Below are 20,080 nucleotides of genomic sequence, written 5' to 3' on the forward strand. Positions count from 1 at the left end.
AATCCTGGTATAGGTAGCCGACCGCTGCGATCCTGTCGGGGCAAGCCCTAAGCGGAAATTGAGTCCGCAGAGGGTTTATCGCGTTCCCGCCCAACGCAGAAAACAGGTGGATGACGCATCGGGACGTGAAATTTGTAAGTGACGGTTTCCGAGCGGGAACCACCGTCTGGCGACGGCAACTACCGCAGCTACGCTCGCCGGAGCGTGGACGGACCGATAATACGTCACCAATTGATTTCACGTCCCCTTGCGTCCCATCGATTCTCTGTCGCACACCAATACTTGCGGATTATTCGTGACACTCTGTTGCGAAACTTCCCTACTTATAGAAGTGAGGCGATTCGGTCTTCCTGGCCACGTCGCCCGTCTTCTCTTCTCTGCTGCATTCGGAGGCGCAATATGCTCCACCCACGAAACCGTTTCTTTCTCTCTGCGGGCTTGCTGACCGCTGCCCTAATCTGCTGTGGCGAGGCGTCCGCACAGTGTAGCGGCGGAAAAGGAGGGGGAATGCGAACGGGTAGTCCGTCGTCGCTGGCCCCCAGTTCGCCCTACTCCCAATCCCCGCTTGCTTCGCGTGGTTATTCGCAGAACAACCTGATGGCGATGCAATACCAGCAACAAGCTTTGATGGTCCAGCGGCAACTCGCTTACCAGATGTACGCCAATGCCCAGCAGCAGCGGCTCGCGATGATGCAACGTGAGGCGAAGGCGCTTCCTTATCGGTTGGCCCGCGCGGAAGCCAAACGTGCGGCTCGAGCTGAAAGAATTGCTGCCCGGCTTCGGGAACAGGATCAAACGTCCGACGACTACACGCTGACATCCGTCAGCACGGACTGAAATTACGATTCTCAATCTTCTCTTCACCAGCCGCAGTCGCAATTACAATCGGTGCTCATCCAACGAGAACCGTCAGTTAATTCCCTGCGGCTGATTCTTATCGAGCCGCTCAAATGCACGTCTCTTCGCGATCCGTCGTAGTGCCTCCGCCCGCACCGCCCGTTGGCCGACCTCCCAAGGTTCGCTCGGACAAAAGCGGACAATCGATCGCGCGACGTTCTCAAAGCAACGTGCCCGAGCAGCCACGCTGGCGAATCGCACCTCCCTCCCCTACCCCTCAACCGGCAAGCGAAATCCCGAGCGAAGAGTGCAAAACGAGGTTCTATCATCCCGAAGCCATCAAAGCGCATCTGAAGGAATCCCCTCCGTGGTTGGTCAGCATGATGATCCACTTGGTGCTGTTACTGGCATTGGCTTTGATTTCGACGTCGTCCGGAGTTGTCGGACGGATTGAGCTTACGTTACGGCAAAGCAGTGCCCCGGTTACCACCGAGCTGATGGATTTTTCCATTGCCGCGATGGATTTGGACAACGCGCCGAGTGAGGAATCTTCCATCGAATTTCAAGAGGAGATCACCCCTGTTGAAATCGAAATCCCCGTCAATCTTACTTCGCTAAAATTCGACCTGGATTCGATTGCTCCACGCAAGCTGTCCCCCACCCCGCCGCCGACGGGAAAAGCATCCGCAACCAACATGTTTTCCGGCCGTACTGGACGGATGAAACAACAATTACTGCTAGAAGCCGGGGGGAACGCAGATACGGAAAATGCAGTCGCGATGGGGCTGGAATGGCTGAAACGCAACCAACTGAAAGATGGCAGCTGGTCCCTTCGCGGTCCTTACCAAGGAGGGGCTCGATCCGAAAACAACGTCGCGGCGACGGCGATGGCGATGCTTGCTTTCATGGGAGCGGGCAGCACGCACCGCGGGGGCGAATACGAGAAAGAGCTATGGAAGGCTGTTCGTTGGCTGGTTAAGAAACAAGACCGCCAAGGGTTCATGGCCTCCGCTGCCGCGGACCACGAGAAAATGTACTCTCAAGCTCAAGCAACCATCGCCTTGTGCGAACTGTATGCGATGACCGGCGACTCTTGGATTCGCCCCTACGCTCAACTCTCGTGCGACTTCGCCTGCCGCTCGCAGTCGACCGGTGGAGGCTGGAGATACCGGCCACGTTTTGATTCGGACACCTCCGTCACCGGCTGGTTCGTGATGGGTTTAAAGAGTGGTGAAGCGGGCGGACTAAAAATCGATCCCAAAGTCTTAAAACGCGTCGATGGGTACCTCGACTCGGTCAGCGCAGGCAGCAAGGACGACTACTACAACGTCGGCTATTCCTACATGATCGGCGATGCCCCCTCACCGTCGATGACCGCCGAAGGATTGCTCTGCCGTCAGTACATCGGCTGGGACCGAAATATGCGTGGAATGCGAAACGGCCTGGACACGCTGGTGAAAAACCATCCGATAAGCATGCGATCACAAGACGTCTACTACTGGTATTACGCAACCCAGGCGTTGCATCATTTTGGTGGTCCCCTATGGACCGAGTGGAACGACAAACTAAAAGTCGCGTTACCGGCGGCTCAACAAACCCGCGGGCCAGAAAAGGGAAGTTGGGCTCCCAACCAAGACGCGTGGGGCACGCATGCAGGCCGCCTATATACCACCTGCTTGTCGCTGTACTGCCTGGAAGTCTACTACCGGCACATGCCCATCTACGCCCCCGAAGAAATCAACGACGCATGAATCCCAACACCCCAATTCGTAACGCACGCCTTCAAAAGAAATAAGCAAAAGTAGACCTCAGAGAACAAAAACCGCACCCTCTTTCTCCATGTCTCCATGTCTCCATGTCTCCATGTCTCCATGTCTCCATGTCTCCATGTCTCCATGTCTCCGAAAAAAACGTTTCGTGACAATGTGACCTGCGAAGTTCCCTTGCCTACAGGGGAACGGTACTTCCACCACCAGGGCGTTTCAGACTGTCGTCTACTCCCATAACCTTCGCAGGAAATTAAGCATGCTCTTTTTCAGGTCCAGCAAATCTTGCCATCACCAGCCTAAAAAACGTCGTCGCTTGGCTGCCGAACCGTTGGAAGCTCGTCGCGTACTGGCCGCCAGCCTCGGATGGGATGGGCCGGGATTGGGTAGCACCGAATTGACCTACTACATTGGCAACAGCCCCGACTCGCTTTCACAAGCTGAAGCGACCGCTGCCATTGAAACGGCTTTAGCCGCCTGGTCTAGCGTCGCCGACATCACGTTCACTCCGACCAGCCAAGCCGGACTGCAAGATTCGATCGACATTTCGTTCACGAACATCGATGGCGTGGGTGGCACGCTTGCTCAGGCCTATTTCCCGGACGACATAAATCCAGCAAGGATCGCGGGCGACATTCAGTTCGATATCGCGGATGGCTGGGAAGTGGGCAACTCGCTGGGGAATCAGGCATTCGATCTTGTCTATGTTGCCGTGCACGAGATTGGACACTCGCTGGGCCTTGACCACACGGACACGCTTAGCAGCGTGCTGGCTCCGTACGTTTCACCAAGCCAGTCGTTCAGTAGTCTGTCGGCGGAGGACACGGAATCGATCCTAAATCTGTATGCCGCCGCGGATGGAGTGACCATTCCCGAAACTCCAACAGAAGAAACTCCAACAGAAGAAATTCCTGACGACCAAACCGCAACCAACGATTCGGATACCGATTCGTCAAGTGATTCCGATGAGGATCCGTTCCCACGTCGCCGCTGGAACCGCAGCGGCAATTGGCATCGCTGGGGAGGACGTTTGGATGCGGAGGCTCCCGAGTACAACTACGTCAATCCAACGGATGTCAACAGCGACGGCATCACCACCGCGCTGGATGCACTATCGATTATCAATCAACTCAATCGATCGTCCGCCGGGGTCAGCGAAGAAGGAGTCGATATTGAAAGACTATGCGACACCAACGGTGACGGAACGATTACGGCACTCGATGCGTTAACGGTCATCAACGCGTTAAACCGCAACTCTCTCGCGTCAGCGAACGCTAGCGAAGTTTATGACACTTCGGACCTCGACGACGATATCGACGCAACGGTTGAAGCAACGGTCGAAGCAACCGAGGTCGCTGATGACAACCTTGCCACCGATGACGAGCCCGAAGAGACCACCGAGGTTTCGGAGGATACCGATGGCCTAACAAACGAAACAGACGAAACAGACGACAATGAAGATCCAATCGATGATGGCGGCTTAGTCGACGAAACCGACAGTTCAGACACTGACCAGGAAGACTGCCATGAAGGAGAACATCTTCCATTGCATATCGCGCATGGCGGACTTTTGATCCAAAACGCAGAGATGCTGATCACCCGTTTTGATACCGACGACGACGCGGCTTTATCGGAGGCTGAGGTCTCCGAGCGTCTGTGGACCCGACTTAACGAACTAGACATCGACGCGGACGGTGATGGATTGGTGACCGCGTCCGAACTGGAAACAGCTGCCACGGCCGCTCGGCAAGAAGCGTTTGATGGGCAGGACGCCGACGGCGATGGGCAACTAACCGAATCCGAACTCAGCGAACGTTTCTGGGAGAAGATCTCCGATGCCGATAGCGACCTAGACGGGGGGGTCTCTTTCGACGAACTGGATGCATTTTTCGTTACTCAACAGGACCAATTTGCCGAAACGGGCGGTCGTTCACACCACCTTCGACACCAGCACCTGTCGGATGCGGTTTTCGCATTGATCGGCCGCCGAGGTCGATAAGTGGGCGATTTGACTGGATATCGCTTGGGCGATTCCACAGCGATGAAGCGTCCAACGATGTTTTCTCCAGATTAACCGGCGGATTTTGAAATCGGCCGCAACTATTTCATTAACGGCCTGTCGTTTTAGTGATTGTCGTCTTTCGCTCCGCGGAAGAACGTTGACCTAAAGCGACATTTGCGGAGCGGAAGACAACCATTTTTCTCCGCTTCCGATGAAAACGACAGCCCGATAAGCGAGTGCCCCACAGCAGGAAAATCGCCATGATCGCGACCGACTCATCTCATTCCAGCAATACCAACGATGCCGACGCCGATTTCCCGGCGCTTCTCGCCAGCGCCCGCTCGGGCAATCGTGAATCGCTTGGTCAATTACTGCAGTGGTACGCGAATTACCTAACGATCCTAGCCACCACCCAGTTGGATAGGCGTTTGCGTCGTCGCCTGAACCCTTCGGATATTGTCCAAGAAGCGATGCTGGCGGCTCATCAAGACTTCGCTGATTTTCGAGGCGAAAGCCAGGGCGAACTATTGTGCTGGCTGCGGACCATTTTGATTCACACGCTCCATCGCAGTTTCAAAAAACATGTAAAAGTCCAAAAGCGTGATATTCGCCGCGAAGTCTCCTTGGAAGCCGTAAGCAACCGACTGGAAGAATCGGCTGTGAACCTTGCCGCGATCCTGCCTGCACATGGACCGTCGCCAAGCACCCCGATGCGAACACGTGAACGCGGCGTGGAACTTGCCAACGCACTCAGCAAACTGAAACCCGCCTACCGTGAAGTCATCACGCTACGGGTTTTGCAAGGGCTGCCGTTCGAAGAGATCGCCCAGCGGATGGACCGAGGAAGCGGTGCGGTCCGAATGCTGTGGTTACGTGCGTTGGAATCATTCAAGACGACCGGAGACATTCACTAATGGTCGTAACGAATCCCTCGATCGTAGATGCCAGTATCGATGCCGAGCCCTCGTTGATTGCCGGATTGAGCCAAGATCAACAGGCCAGGCTGACGCAACAATTGGACGATTATCTGGTCAGCCTGGAAAGCGGACAACCGCTTGATCCGAAAGAACTAGCTCGCAAAAATCCAGATATCGCCAGCGTCTTTGAATCGTACTTGGAGAAACTGGATGCGTTGTACGGGGTCGCCGTTGGCTTCAATGATCCCAGCGCCCACGAAACACTAGACAAGATCACCTCCGGAAAAATGAAGCTGGGTGATTTCACCCTTTTAAGTGAAATTGGTCGTGGCGGGATGGGCGTGGTCTATGAAGCCACCCAAGAATCGCTGTCACGCCGGGTCGCGATCAAACTGCTACCGATCGCATCGCTGCTTGATTCCCAACAGATCGCACGTTTCAAGAACGAAGCACATGCAGCCGGATTGCTAAATCACCCGAACATTGTGCCGGTTCACAGTGTCGGCACCGAACGGGGATTGCATTTTTATGCGATGCAGCTGATCGATGGAACATCGATGGACGAGTGGGTCCAACGACATGCAGCAACCGTTCAATACCCTCGGGATTCGGGATCGTCAGCAGACCGTGCGCCACACGATGATTGGCGCACCACACTCGGCTGGATCATCGACGTCGCGCGCGCGTTGCATGCGGCCCATGAAACCGGCGTTATTCATCGGGACGTCAAACCGTCCAACCTGATGCTGGACAATCAAGGCAAAATTTGGATCACCGATTTTGGGTTGGCCCGATGCCAAACCGATTTAGCACTAACAAAGTCGGGCGACCTTGTCGGAACCATGCGTTACATGAGCCCCGAGCAAGCGAGGGGACAGCATGCAATGGTCGACGGACGCGCCGATGTCTATTCGCTTGCCGCCACTGCTTACGAATTGTTAACCCTGCGCACCGCTCACGACGGTGAAGACGCGCCTGCGATCATGAAAATGATCGCTGAACAGGAAGTGACTCCAGTGCGTCAACTGCGCAGCGATCTACCGCGAGACCTAGAAACGGTGATTACCAAAGCACTTGCGAAAAGCCGCGATGAACGTTACGAAACGGCAGACGCGTTTGCGGACGATCTTTCCCGCGTGCTCGCAGGCGAACCGACGATCGCTCGTCCGGCCACGCTGGTCGATCGTGCAAGCCGCTTCTCCGCAAAACATCGCTTAAGCGTTTTGTCCGCGATCTTGGTGGGGCTGCTTAGCCTAGTGGGTTTTGCGGCAAGTACCGCAATGATCGCTGCGGAAAAACAAGTTTCCGATGACAACGCCGCCCGTGCAACTCGCAATGAACAACTGGCTCGCGGCGCCGTCGATCGACTGGGGTCGCAGATGGCCGAACTGCTGGCCGACATTCCCTCCGCCGATCCTGTTCGGCGAACGCTTCTTAAAGAAACACTAAATTACTACAAAACCTTTGCAGCGGGTGCTGACAACGACCCTGCATTAAAAGAAGACCTTGCGATCACGTATGGGAAGATCGGTGCGTTGCAAAGCGAACTAGATGCAACCGATCAATCCCTTGACGCACTGCGCCGCAGCGAGTCCTTGTATGCTGAACTGGGCATAGAATCTGGCAGCACAGCGATCGCTTCTACGGGAAATGCCAATTCATTCGGCAGCAACAATAAACGGCGACTCGCTTGGTCAACCAGTCAAAACAACCTTGCCCAGGCCCTCAACGATACAGGGAACCTTGAGGAAGCTGCCAAGTACTTCGCGCGAGCCATCAAAACACAGCGAGTATTATTGGAATCCGACTCCACTGGGCAGGTGCGTCTAGCACTTGCTACCACATTGAATAATCTGGGGCTGTTACTTGCCGATTCGTTAGCGAACGACGAAGCGGAAAAACGTTATCTGGAAGCGATCTCTCTGCTGCAACCGACCGGCGAATCGCCTACAGACCTCGCGGCCAAACAACAACTTGCTGCAGTCTACGCGAACCTGAGCGGCCTACTGGCAAATATTTCGCCGGGGCGTGCAACGGAATACGCGCGTCAAGCACTGGCAGAACAAACGGGCGTTCTAAAAACGGATCCAAGCAATGCCAAACTTGCGACGCAAGTCATCGTGACCCTTAACACGCTTGGGGCTTCGCAGTCGTCCGCCGGTCATCCTACCGAAGCGATCGAAACGCTTTCCCGAGCGGTCGAAATCGGCAATCAATTAATGACACGCTGGCCCGACCAACCGACCTATCGGCGCGACCTGGTCATCAGCCTAAACCACCTTGGCTTGGCCCAATCCAAAACCGGGAACTTGCGGCAAGCAAGTACAACCTTTCACGCGGCACTAGTTCACGGCCGTCCGCTTGCTAAATCCTTCGCAACCGATGCCGAAACGCAGTCGATGTTAGGCGGCGTCCTAAACAACCTGGGCTTCATGCAACAACAACTTGGGGAACATGACGCCGCCGCAGCAACCTACGATGAAGCGATCGCCGCCCAAACGCTCGCCGTCCAGTTGGCACCTCAGGTCAAACGCTATCGCCAGTACCTCCGCAAACACAAAGAGAATCACCAAATGGTCTCCCATTCAGGAGCGGCATCATGAATGACATCCAATCTTCACGTGCGCTGCTGCTTGAACAACTTGAATCTCGCTGCATGTTAGCGGCCGGGGTATTTGAGCAGACCTTGGACCATCACGGCAGGCAACCCGCAAACACGCAAAACCGACCTGCGATCGTGGATGTCCAGGCGCGCGGAACGAACGATTCCTCAAACGGGCGACCAGACAACGACCTGCAACATGGCTTCCAACCCAATCGGGATGGCTCTCACAGCGAGGGACGCCCTGCGCACTTTTCTTCGGCGTCCGGCAGCGACACGAACAATCCGCAACAAATCCAAACTCCAATCCAGGTAACGATCACCCCGTCTGTTGTGAGCCCTGATTCGAATGCTTCCGCCACGCAGTCGGACTCTTTCAAGCAGCCGCAGGGTGGTGACACAACCTTTCTTGGTCCGAGCACTCCATCAACGGAGACGTCCTCTCCAGTCACATCCCTCGCGATAGCGCCAGGGGTGGAAACAAGCGGAGCTGAATCAACCGCCAACGATTCAAATCAAATCGTCGATGCGACCGGCCAAGCGACCGGTACCACAGCAGATACAAACGCTCCTGCATCCAACGTCCCGGTGACAGAGGAACTGCCGCAAGCCCTATCCGTCGTGCCATCTGAATCAAGGACAACCGAGCGATCGGAATTAGACACCTCCGCAGGCGGAATCATTGAATCGGTACCACTGCTCCGCCGCGAACTGCACTTAAACCCCGAATCGGACGAAGGTGAACCGTGGCGGGTCGATCCACAATCGCTTCAACGCTTGCAAGAGGTAACTCGCAAACTTGATGACTCGCTGGAAACGGAGAATCCTCCAGCCAACGACGCAGTCATTGCGGCCTGGTTCAACAACTCAACCGGCCTGATGGAGGTTGAAAGATACGGTGCGTTGGGCACACCAACGGATCTTTCCGATTCCATCGTCGATGTCGTCCTAAACGCAACCGTCGGGCTGCACCGCAGTGTCGACCTGATCGCCGTTACTCCGGATGCTTCAGAGATCCCCGACGATGTCCGGAGTGCGATTCTCGCAGCGATCGCCGCGGAGCAACAACCGATTCTTTCGGCGCCACTGAACACCCCCGGCTCTCTTCGTCTGTCGGCAATCGCCTATCCGGGTGCTGCCTTACTGGTCGCCGGAGCCGCATTGGCTGCTAGACGCAAACGTTCCAGCGGGAAAACAGAATCGACCACGGACACCCCTCCGCCGCTATAAATCATTCCTCAACTTGGAAAGGGCAGCTGCAGGCGGATCCGTGGGCAGCGTCTTTTTCCAAGCATGAATCTGCTGCGTCAGCTGTTGAACGACTTGTGAATGGGCATCCGCGACATTGGTCGTTTCGGTCCAGTCGTTTTCGATATCGTAAAGCTCCACGCGTCCCAATTTTTCGTTGATTAACAACTTCCATTTGCCGTCTCGCATGCCTTGATGAGGCCACGTTTCGGGATGTGCACGCGCCGGCGCCCATTCCCAGAAGATTGGACGCTCGCGTTGAAACGCTTCGCCCTTCAATGCAGGCACAATGTTTTCACCATCCTGCTGATAGTCGCTTGGCAACGGCTGTCCGGCGACCGCCAACAGCGATGGCAGTAAATCGACTGCCGTTAAAACCGAGGTGCGGTCGACGCCTCCGGCGGGAATCACCCCGGGCCAGCGAGCGATAAACGGAACGCGAACTCCCCCGGCGTAGAGCGATCGTTTCCGCCCTTTCAATTCCCCTTTTTCACCAACCGAATAGAACGAACCGAGTCCCGGTCCCGTCGAAGCATCGTCCTGTTCTTTCTTTTTCCCCGTTCTTTCCGGACCATTGTCGGACGAAAAGATCACCAACGTCTTTTCATCGATACCAGTTTCTTTCAGAGCGTCTAAAACGCTTCCCACGCCAGCATCGGCTTCCGCAACAACGGCCGCATACACTTGCTGCTGTTCATCAAGATGCTGAAATTGCTGCAAATATTTCGCTTGTGGATAGTGCGGGGTATGCGTTTCATGCAGCCACAAGTTGACAAAAAAAGGACGATCCTTGTGTCGTTTAACAAAGTCAATCGCACGTGAACAGGTTTCGGCCGTAGGCATTTGCTCCGCGGCTCGACTGGGCAAATTAAAAGCTCCGAATTCGTCGTACCCGTACTCGGGCGGCATCGGGCCATCGGGAATCTGGTCATTACAAAGATGCCATTTTCCGAAGTGGGCCGTTGCATAGCCTGCTTCCTTCAACATGCGAGGCAACATCGGAGCTTGTGGATCCAGCCAATCAGGCATGCCGGCACGCAGGTGATGAGCCATGGTTGAGAAGTGCTGATGGACGGAGTGCCTAGCAGGAAATTGACCTGTCATCACCGCGGTACGACTGGGTGAACAGACCGGATGATTGACCGTAAAGTTCTGGAAATCGATCCCCTCGGCTGCCATCTGATCAAGCCGTGGAGTTTTACAAAACGAACTGCCATGAATACCTAGATCGCCGTATCCCCAATCATCCGCAAAAACAAAAATGATATTAGGTCTGTCGACCGCACTAGCGTGCTCCATGCCGCAACACAAATGTGCCCCCCATACCAGCGATAGCGTCAGCATCCAGCATTTTGATCGATTCATAGCCTGAACTCATTTTCAAAAACATGGAAGAAGAAAAGAGGAATCAAAAGTGTCGCCTTTCGCTCCGGCTTCCATCGCTTTACGGCTTTGTCTTCTGGGGAAGATTCCGTTGGAAAAGCATGCCATAGCGTTGGTAGTCATTGTAATCGACTGCGTGCGTTTCCCACTTACGGAGCTCTTGATCGTATCGCTCTCGCATTTTCTCAAGAAGCGCCAACCGGGTCGGATCGCTGGCAAGATTGGTTAGTTCCAGCGGATCTTTTTGAAGATCAAACAACTCCTCGGTTGGCTGCATCCGTTCGTCACGGTACCACCAGTAAGTGTATTTATAACGCTGCGTCAGACAGCTCAAGCTTGTCGTTGGCTCTGGAGGAAAGACGTTGATAAATGCCAACTGATCATGCCCTCCCTGCTCTGGATTCGACAGCAACCCCAGCAAACTTTCCCCGTCCATATTGGCTGGAATAGGCAAGCCGGCCAATTCCAAGATGGTCGGAGCAAAATCGATATTGCCAGTCAGTCGATCACACCGAATCTGTTTTCCACAATTCGGGCTACGAGGATCGTAAATCATCAAAGGAACACGGGACGATTCCTCCATCGGTAGGACTTTAGAACCGTAACCATGCGAGCCACAGATATACCCATTGTCGCTGCTGTAGATCACCACGGTGTTGTCAGCAATCCCCTGCTTTGTCAATTCATCGCGGATCATCCCGACGGCCACATCGATGCCATAAACCTGTTGATGGTACTTTGCCATCTCGCCGTCGTAGTCGGAGTCGTAATTCCATTCGGTGAACCGAGGATACTGCCGGCCCTCTTTGCTTTGCGGAGACAAATGCGTTGCATATTCTCGGCCGAAATTGGCAGGCTTTGTGAACTTCTTACCGGCGTAGACAGCATCAAACCGCGGATCGGGGGTCGCCGGTTTGTGCGGAGCCTTGAAACTTATCGACAAGCAAAAGGGTTTGTTCTGCTTGACCGATTTACGAATAACCTCCTGCCCGAAAGCCCCGTAGGATAACGACGAATGCGGATACTCCGCGGCATACTTCTGCATCGATTTATTTTTGGCGGTTGCGTAATGCGTCTGGCCTGGTCCGCCGCCCCAAAAATCAAAATCAGATTCGCATATCCCCTTCCCTTTGACCACGATACCGAACTTACCTGCAAATCCAGACAGATACCCCGCTTCACGCAGTAATACGGGATACGTTTTCTCCCAAACATCGGCGTGCATATCGCCGTGCGTGAAGTTACACCCCGTCTTGTACTCATACATCCCCGTAAAGACATTTCCCCGACTAGCCATGCAAATCGCCGTGGTGTTGTAATGCTTGTCGAAGACCATCCCATCGCGAGCAATCTTATCCATGTTCGGCGTGATCGCATCCTTGTTGCCATAACATCCAACCGAATAAGTCGATTGATCATCCGCAAAAAGGAAAATAATATTCGGCCGGTCAGCAGCTGCGACAGATCGAACCGATCTCTCTGCAAGAGAGCCGATGGCGACTACCAACAGAAGAATTTTGGCATAGTGCATCATAAAAAACTTATTGGTGTCGAGGGTTCCGCTGAATCGGTCAAACGGTAAAAGCAGAGCGAATACAGACGCGAGAACAGGTTCGCAAGGACTGCATGCTACCCGAATTCCAGCAAAAAATACAATTTAACTCGGCTCTTCCCGATAAGCGTGCCAACAAAGGCTATTTCAACGTGCGGCAAAGACGTTCAACAATTTCAACAACGAATCAATTATTCCCTAGGCAATACGGAAGCCGCGAAGGACGCGAAATTTACTAGTGACGCATTGCCGGTCTGTCCACGCTCTGACGAGCGTAGCTGCCGTCGCCAGTCGGTGGGTCCCTCTCGGAAACCGTCACTTATAGATTTCGCGTTTCGAGCGACGGCATCCCCCACCGCGCATATGCGGGCAAGTGGTGTGCGGCTGAAGACCATACTCAACACAATCGAAGCCTTCCCGAAAAAGGTCGGCAACGAATCGTTCGTTCCGACCACAACAACGGCCCATACCTTGCCATTTGCACTTTGGCACCTGAGTTGCTTTACCTGAGTTGCTTTAGATGTTGCTTAAGAATCAAGAAACGCGTCGACAACGCTTATGAAATCCGAAAGTCGCGTGACATTTTCGGAATCCCAATCGACGAAACGCTCTTCGTCGCTTGCCCCGACAACAGCAGGAGTCAACGATGGCACTGAAAATTTTTATAATGCGACACGGGGAAACCGAGTGGTCGGTTTCTGGCAAACACACCGGACGGGTCGATATTCCGTTGACGGAAAATGGTGAACGCGAGGCACGCCAACTCGGCAAACGTCTTGCCTCCACCACGTTTGACCATGTCTTGGTCAGTCCACTGCAACGTGCTCGCCAAACTTGTGATCTAGCCGACTGCGGGGCGCGAGCCGAAACAGAACCAGATCTGATCGAATGGAACAACGGCGACTACGAAGGTCAAACGCACACCGACATCTTCAAGAAACGCCCCGACTGGAATCTATTTCGCGACGGTTGTCCCCATGGCGAATCCCCCGCAGACATCTCCGCACGAGCCGATCGGCTGATCAAGCGACTTGTCACGCTTGATGGCAATGTGGCGTTATTTTCACACAGCCATTTCGGCCGCGTGCTGGGTGTCCGCTGGATCGGCTTGCCCGTTCAAGCCGGCCAACACTTTATCCTGAACACCGCATCGCTAAGTGTGCTGTGTTACCAACACGAAAACGTTGCCGCCCCCGCGATCGAGAGCTGGAACAACCATGGGTCGTACGGAGAATAACGGTCCAATCTAAAACGCTACCAAAGTCGCAAGGCTGCATATTCCCAAAAACAACGCTGTCCAGCCTCCCAAATAGTGGCGATTTCTGCGACAGCGATCAATCGTTTTAGCAACGGCTTGGACATTCAAATCGACCATAAAACGATCGATCCAACACGTACTAAAGACCAGTGGCGTCCTGCACGGTTCTGCTCCACCCACGATTCTCCTCTTTCAACCTATCATCCCAAGCCCAACGGCCTAGGATAAGATATCTCAACGTGTACTTCATCGAAGAAAGCAATTCCCGCTCGGTACCCAATCATGCTGCGTGAAACCAGAACCGTCATCCTTCGCCTACTTATTATGACCACTTCGGCCTGGTCAATCGGCGTGACACGTGCGGATGAACCACAGACGAATCGCCCCAAACCGGCCGTCAACGATCGTACGTCAGGCGTCGATTCAGCGGATGCTAGTGGAACCATCATTTTCAAAAATGACTTCTCCAACGAAACGGTCGGAGACTACACAGATAACGATTTCAAATCCGACCGCGACTGGGGAAAAGTACGCTGGGCGAATCTCCATGACCGATCGGAAATCATCGACGATGATGGCAACAAAAAACTCAGGATGACCTTTCCGAAAGGAAAATTTGGGCATCGCGAAACGGGCGGCAACGCTGCCGTTTCGCTCGGGACGCACGACGAAATCTACCAGCGCGTGACCATCCGATTCGAACCTGGTTTCTCGTTTGTCAAAACCGGCAAGATCGTGGGTGTGGGAAGCAATGCTGGCTGGAGTGGTGGAAACGTGCCAGGAGAAGGTCAGGGTTATACGTCACGATTCATTTGGGATCGCAACCACGAAGCGGCAATGTATCTCTACCACATGGATCAACGCGGAAAATATGGCGATGTCCTGAATCTGGGTTTCAAATTTGAAACCGGCATCGACTACACGCTCACGCAACACATCAAAGTCAATACAGGCAGTGATAAAAACGGAATCCTGCAGGTATGGGCTAGCAAGGATGGCGGCCCACAACGGCTGGTGGTCGACCGAAACAATTTGCGATTTGGAACCGAGGGGCGAGGAAAAACAGAACTAATGTTTATCGCCCCATTCCACGGTGGTGGGGATTCCAGTTTTGCCGCTCAGCAGACCAGCTATCTAACACTGGATGACATTTCTGTTTCAACGACGAAGTTCAGCGATCTTCCATAGACGGCTGCAATGCGACATCGATTTTCGCATTCCTCGCACCCGCCAACCAGAATCCCCCTTCAGATCTCTGGCACTTGATTGCGATCCTGTGGGTGTGTTCGATCATCGGGTCGCCATCGACCGACGGAACAACGCCAGCGAAGATAAAAAGAACGCCAACGCGATCACGGCAACCGTCAGGAACGACGTCCAAACTAAATCGAATCCGGCACCGCGATAGACAACCGCCTGAGCGACGCTAACAAAGTGCCGTGAAGGAAGGAAGAAGGTGATCGCTTGCAACCATTCTGGCTGGCTTTCCACGGGGGTCATGCCGCCGGAAAGCATCTGCAAAACGACAATCGTCAGGATTACCAACATTGCGAACTGGGCCATGGTTCGCGAAATCGTTCCTAAAAAGATCCCCAAGGCGGTCGCGAAAAACAAATAGGTGACCGTCGCGGCCAGGAATAGCGAAATCGAACCCGCGATCGGAACCTCCAACAGTTGCCGAATCACGACTAAGATCGCGACGACTACCGCAATCAGGATCAACAAACTGTTGGCCCAGACCTTCGCCAAAGCGATATCAAGTGAGGTCAGGGGCATCACCAGTAAGTGTTCGATCGTGCCATGTTCCCGTTCGCGGATCAACGCTGCACCGGTCAGAATGATCGTCAACATTGAAATCTGATTGATCAGGCCCATCAGGCTGCCAAACCAAACGGGGTTACCGTTCGGATTGAACGCGCGTCGTGTGACCAATCGGATGGTCGTGGGGAAGTCGGCGTCGGTTCGGCTTTGGAACCGGCTAATTTCATCACTGAGAATCGACTGAATATAGCTGGCACCGATCCCGGCTTGGGCGACCGCCGTCGCGTCGATATTCAACTGCACCTCCGTCGGACGTCCTTGCACGACGTAGCGTTCAAAATTTGGCGGGATGTCCAGCACAAACATGAACCGACTGGCGTCCATCCCGTCGTCCACTTCACTAGCATCGATCGTCTCGGGCGTTTGAAACTGCGGAGCCAAGAACGCGTTCACGATTCTCGCCGACAGCGCCGACCGATCTTCGTCGACGATCCCGATCGATGCGTTATGGACGTCCGCAGATCCCGCCTTGGATTGAACGTACAAAGCCACAGTGAACGAATAGACCAAAAACACCAACAGGACTTTGTCACGCTGAAGTGAACGAAGCTCTTTGGTTCCCAGCCAGAAGATTTTGACAAGACGATTCATCTACGTTTCCTGCTTCTTCAGCGCCATCGCAGTCAATACCGTCAACACGGGAATGAATGCCAACAGCGACAGGAAATCCGGCATCAACTGGCTTGCTGTCAGCCCCTTCGTAAATGCCCCGACGCTGGCGTGCATGTAGTAGGTGGTGGGCCAAAACGTCCCCATCCAACGAGCCCCCCCTTCCAGCGTGGAAACCGGCTGCATCAATCCCGACAGACTGATCGACGGTAGGATGGTTACAACGGTCGTTACAAACACGGCCGCGACCTGGCTGCGTGTGAACGAAGATACCAACAATCCAATTCCCGTCGTCGCCGTCACGTATGCCAGCGCACAGAACGCCAACATCAGCCCACTTCCTTTAAGCGGCACGTTGAACAGGAAGATCGCCAGTAACGTCAGCAAGACAAAGTTTGTCATGCCGATCGCGATGTAAGGCAATTGCTTGCCGAGCAGAAATTCCAATCGCGACGTCGGCGTGACGTAAAAGTTGGTGATCGATCCGAGCTCCTTTTCCTTCACGACACTGGCAGCCATCAGGATCGCCGGAATCAACACCAACAGAATCGCGGGCACGCTAGGAACCATCGCGTTGATGCTCTCGAAGGTTGGGTTGTAGCGAAACCGTTGCTCAATCGACACGGCAGGAACGGACGAGGCATTCCCGTTTTCGATTGCCAAATCCTGCAGTACCCCCGCGTGAACGCCCTGCATGTATCCTTCGATCGTTGAAGCTCGGGACGGATTGGCACCGTCGATCCAAGCGGACACTTGCGGCATCGAACCACGTTTTAGTTCACGACCAAACTGAGGCGGAATTTCGATCGCTACGGTGATCTCGTTGTTCTCAAGCTTTCGCTGCATGTCGTCAAGGTCGAGGATTTCAGCCTGCTGATCGAAATAGCTGGAACCGATCAAAGCACTTGCGTAATCAAGGCTTTCGGGCGACCGATCTTGATCCAGCACCGCAAATTCAACCCGATTCACATCGCTCGTAATGCCAAACCCAAACACGAACATCAACAACACCGAACCGCCAAACGCGAACGCCAGCCGAACCGGATCACGAAGGATTTCAAGTGTCTCGCGATAGCTATAGGCAAGCATCCGCCGGACCCGAAAGAACTGGCGATCCGCTTTCGTGGCCCCTGATGCCAAAGGCAGGCCAGCCAGTTTTTCGCCAGGGGCGGCAGGGTGGACTTGACCTTCGTTCTTACTGTCGATCCGCTCCGTTTCCTCCCCGCGATTGTCATCCTGTTCGGCCGCCTGCATGTAATCAATAAACGCTTCCTCCAGCGTCGCAGCACCTTTGGATTCGACCAACGATTTCGGAGCCCCCGATGCCAACACCTTCCCTGCATTCATCAACGAAATGCGATCGCACCGCATCGCTTCGTTCATGAAATGGGTGGAAACAAAGATCGTCACCCCCGATTCGCGTGACAGCCGCACCAACAATCGCCAAAAGTTATCTCGGGCGATCGGATCAACGCCCGAAGTCGGTTCATCCAAGATCAACATTTCGGGTCGATGCAACACAGCGACGGCCAACGACAGACGCTGACGAACGCCCAGCGGCAGACTTGCCGCTAAGTCTTTATTGCGGCCCTCCAAACCGAACTCTTCGACAAGCTCTGCGATCCGGGACGTTCGTTCCCGGACCGGCACATCAAACAAACGCGCGTGCAGCCACAAATTTTGATCGACGGTCAGCTCGCCATAAAGCGAAAACGACTGCGACATGTACCCTACCCGTCTGCGAATTTCCATACTGCCAGCCTCGACCGACTCGCCAAACAGCTTTGCCGTTCCCTCGCTGGCGGGTAGCAGGCCGGTCAGCATTTTCATGGTCGTTGTCTTGCCACAGCCGTTGGAACCGAGAAACCCAAAAATCTCCCCTTTCTCGATTCGAAAGCTGACGTCGCTCACGGCCACGAAATCACCGAATCGCCGAGTCAGACCTTCTGCCTCGATCGCGACCTCGGTTCCGCCGGACGGCCGTTCCGGGATCACCAGCGGCTGGGCGTCGCCGCGAACGTCCTCAGGCAACAACTGCACAAACGCTGCTTCGAGTGAATCGGTATGCGTCTGCTGGCGGAGCTCCAGCGGTGTCCCGAACGCCAACACCTTGCCGCCGTGCATTGCCACCAACGAATCATACTGATCGGCCTCTTCCATGTACGCAGTCGAAACCAGCACACTCATCGAATCGGATTCGCCGCGAAGATCGTCGATCAATTTCCAGAACTGCTGCCGTGACAGCGGGTCCACGCCGGTGGTCGGTTCATCCAAGATTAACAAATCGGGCTCATGCAGCAGCGCACAGCACAAACCAAGCTTCTGCTTCATGCCACCGGATAGCTGCCCGGCTTGGCGATTGGGAAACGGATCCAGCCCCGTTGCCTCCAGCAAACGATCGATTCGGGCCCGTCGTTGGCGCGCGGGCAACGCGAATAGACGTCCAAAGAAATCAAGGTTTTGCATGACCGTTAGTTCGGCATACAGGTTCTTACCAAGCCCCTGAGGCATGTACGCGATTCGCGGGCAGACGGCATCACGATTCTTGCCCAGCCGCATATCCTGACCGAGCGTTTCGACGTGACCCGTTTGAATTTTTTTCGCACCGGCGACCAATCCCATCAACGTCGACTTGCCCACTCCATCAGGACCAATCAAACCGATCATCTCGCCCGCCGGCAGTTCCAGATGGATATCGTCGAGCGCGATTTTCCTCCCGTAGCGGTGACTCAGCGATTCGATTCGGATAACGTGGTTCATAACATGCTTGTGAATCGTCGAATAGAATCAGTGTCGCGGAGGAACGGTTGCAAAAACGTGTCGACTCATTTCGTTAAGGCGTCTCCGGCGGCACTTCGGGGAACGGCCGACCGAGGAAGTCCGGCCATTCGGCTTCGCTATTCACTTTCACATACGCCACACCACGAATGCCTGTTTTAATTCGCTCCAAGTAGGGTTTGACCCGTTCAGGCGGCAATTGCACTTTGACGCGAAACATCAACTTATCCCGTTCGTCCAACGTTTCGACTTGCTTCGGAGTGAATTGAGCCTCCGGAGAAACAAACGTCACCTTGGCTCTGGCCGCATATTCAGGAGCGACATCAAACACGACACGAGCCTCCGCACCGATCGGGGTTCGCACGGCCGCATCGGCGGGCAAATAGATTTCCATATAAATATCGGTTAGATCCAATATCGTCAGCACCTTGCCACCAGCGGAAAGCACTTCGCCAGTTTCCGCCAAGCGATACAACACGCGTCCTTGCACCGGTGAATACAGCACGGCATCATCTAACTGCGTTTCGATCTGTTTGACTTGAGCCTCCGCCGCCTTGACGGCAAACTGCTGCGTTCGCAAGGCCGCCTTTGTTGCTCCCAAATTTGCTTGAGCGACCGCCAGCGTGTTGACAGTGGTGTCGTACTCCGCCTCGGACATCGCGTTATTGCTTATCAGTTTTTCGGCTCGGCTGACTTGCTTCTTCGCCAAATCAACGTCACTTTCACTTTTGGCAATATTGGCCAACGCCTGGTCAACGGACTGCTCAACCTCAGCCAACCGAGCCTGCGACTGTGCGAGCGACGCGTCCAGTTCCGACGTGTCCATCCTTGCAATCACTTGGCCTGGCTGCACTAAATCCCCTTCGCGGACACTCACCTCCTCGATTCGCCCAGCAAACTTCGTCGAAATGTCCACCTGCACCGCTTCGATGCGTCCGTTGCCCGAAACAATGCCCTCCGGCAGCGGTTCGGGCTGCTGCGACAAATAAAACTGCCAGCCAAAGTAGCCAGTGACGCTTAAAGCGGCGAGGAAAGCGATCCAGCGTATTGTTTTTAGCATTTTCATTGTTTTGTCGTTGGAGTCCAAACAGCAGAGAGCAACTACTGGACCTTTGATCCGATATCCTCTGGAAGAACCAATAAGAATTTGAGTGGACGTTCTTGGAACCGAAATATTTTTCAGAAATACAGCATCCCCAATCCCATAGACCTGTCCAGTGAGGGACGTGCCGCCGGGACGAGAATGCAGCAGGAACCACCGTCTGGCGACGGCAACGACGTGAGTGCCGCTGCTACGCCGGCCAGAG

Annotated in this window: 13 protein-coding genes; 8 read left to right on the forward strand and 5 right to left on the reverse strand. The window is 54.4% G+C overall.

All coding sequences use genetic code 11. From position 1 onward, the window contains the following. Positions 1-399: 399 nt before the first annotated feature. The 6 genes from FF011L_RS26930 (at position 400) to FF011L_RS22700 (ending at position 9,354) form a co-directional block, all read left to right on the forward strand. Complete coding sequence (locus FF011L_RS26930) at positions 400-837, forward strand: hypothetical protein (protein WP_246109577.1); 438 nt, start codon at positions 400-402, stop codon at positions 835-837. A 113-nt stretch (positions 838-950) separates the two neighbouring features. Then, positions 951-2,588, forward strand: coding sequence for a prenyltransferase/squalene oxidase repeat-containing protein (locus FF011L_RS22675; RefSeq protein ID WP_246109578.1), 1,638 nt, complete (start codon positions 951-953; stop codon positions 2,586-2,588). 274 nt (positions 2,589-2,862) lie between these two features. Continuing rightward, on the forward strand, positions 2,863-4,602 hold the full coding sequence (locus FF011L_RS22685) for a matrixin family metalloprotease (RefSeq protein WP_145354245.1): 1,740 nt from the start codon (positions 2,863-2,865) through the stop codon (positions 4,600-4,602). Positions 4,603-4,865: 263 nt separating this feature from the next. After that, positions 4,866-5,519, forward strand: coding sequence for a sigma-70 family RNA polymerase sigma factor (locus FF011L_RS22690; protein WP_145354246.1), 654 nt, complete (start codon positions 4,866-4,868; stop codon positions 5,517-5,519). Then, entirely contained in the window at positions 5,519-8,125 is a 2,607-nt protein-coding gene (locus FF011L_RS22695; RefSeq protein ID WP_145354247.1) for a protein kinase domain-containing protein, read from the forward strand. The genes FF011L_RS22690 and FF011L_RS22695 overlap by 1 nt, the downstream gene beginning before the upstream one ends. Further along, positions 8,122-9,354 carry a hypothetical protein gene (locus FF011L_RS22700; RefSeq protein WP_145354248.1) on the forward strand — a complete coding sequence of 411 codons (1,233 nt, stop codon included), beginning with the start codon at positions 8,122-8,124 and terminating at the stop codon, positions 9,352-9,354. The genes FF011L_RS22695 and FF011L_RS22700 overlap by 4 nt, the downstream gene beginning before the upstream one ends. On the opposite strand, the gene FF011L_RS22705 is transcribed toward FF011L_RS22700, so the two are convergent. Continuing rightward, positions 9,349-10,737: a sulfatase family protein gene (locus FF011L_RS22705; RefSeq protein WP_145354249.1), complete on the reverse strand. Its 1,389-nt coding sequence runs from the start codon at positions 10,735-10,737 to the stop codon at positions 9,349-9,351. The two genes, FF011L_RS22700 and FF011L_RS22705, sit on opposite strands and share 6 nt — an antisense overlap. A gap of 79 nt (positions 10,738-10,816) precedes the next feature. Further along, positions 10,817-12,289 (reverse strand): sulfatase family protein, encoded by a 1,473-nt coding sequence (locus tag FF011L_RS22710; protein WP_145354250.1) that lies wholly within the window; start codon positions 12,287-12,289, stop codon positions 10,817-10,819. A gap of 664 nt (positions 12,290-12,953) precedes the next feature. Here FF011L_RS22710 and FF011L_RS22715 point away from each other — a divergent pair. Next, positions 12,954-13,544 (forward strand): histidine phosphatase family protein, encoded by a 591-nt coding sequence (locus FF011L_RS22715; protein WP_145354251.1) that lies wholly within the window; start codon positions 12,954-12,956, stop codon positions 13,542-13,544. A gap of 345 nt (positions 13,545-13,889) precedes the next feature. Then, entirely contained in the window at positions 13,890-14,753 is an 864-nt protein-coding gene (locus FF011L_RS22720; protein ID WP_145354252.1) for a polysaccharide lyase, read from the forward strand. 102 nt (positions 14,754-14,855) lie between these two features. Here the strand turns inward: FF011L_RS22720 and FF011L_RS22725 are convergent, their stop codons facing one another. The 3 genes from FF011L_RS22725 to FF011L_RS22735 form a co-directional block, all read right to left on the reverse strand. After that, positions 14,856-15,977: an ABC transporter permease gene (locus FF011L_RS22725; protein WP_145354253.1), complete on the reverse strand. Its 1,122-nt coding sequence runs from the start codon at positions 15,975-15,977 to the stop codon at positions 14,856-14,858. Then, positions 15,978-18,755 carry a ribosome-associated ATPase/putative transporter RbbA gene (gene rbbA, locus FF011L_RS22730; RefSeq protein WP_145354254.1) on the reverse strand — a complete coding sequence of 926 codons (2,778 nt, stop codon included), beginning with the start codon at positions 18,753-18,755 and terminating at the stop codon, positions 15,978-15,980. Between the two features lie 73 nt (positions 18,756-18,828). Then, positions 18,829-19,833 carry an HlyD family secretion protein gene (locus tag FF011L_RS22735; protein WP_218932818.1) on the reverse strand — a complete coding sequence of 335 codons (1,005 nt, stop codon included), beginning with the start codon at positions 19,831-19,833 and terminating at the stop codon, positions 18,829-18,831. Positions 19,834-20,080: the final 247 nt, after the last annotated feature.

Source organism: Roseimaritima multifibrata, assembly GCF_007741495.1.
GTDB lineage: Bacteria > Planctomycetota > Planctomycetia > Pirellulales > Pirellulaceae > Roseimaritima > Roseimaritima multifibrata.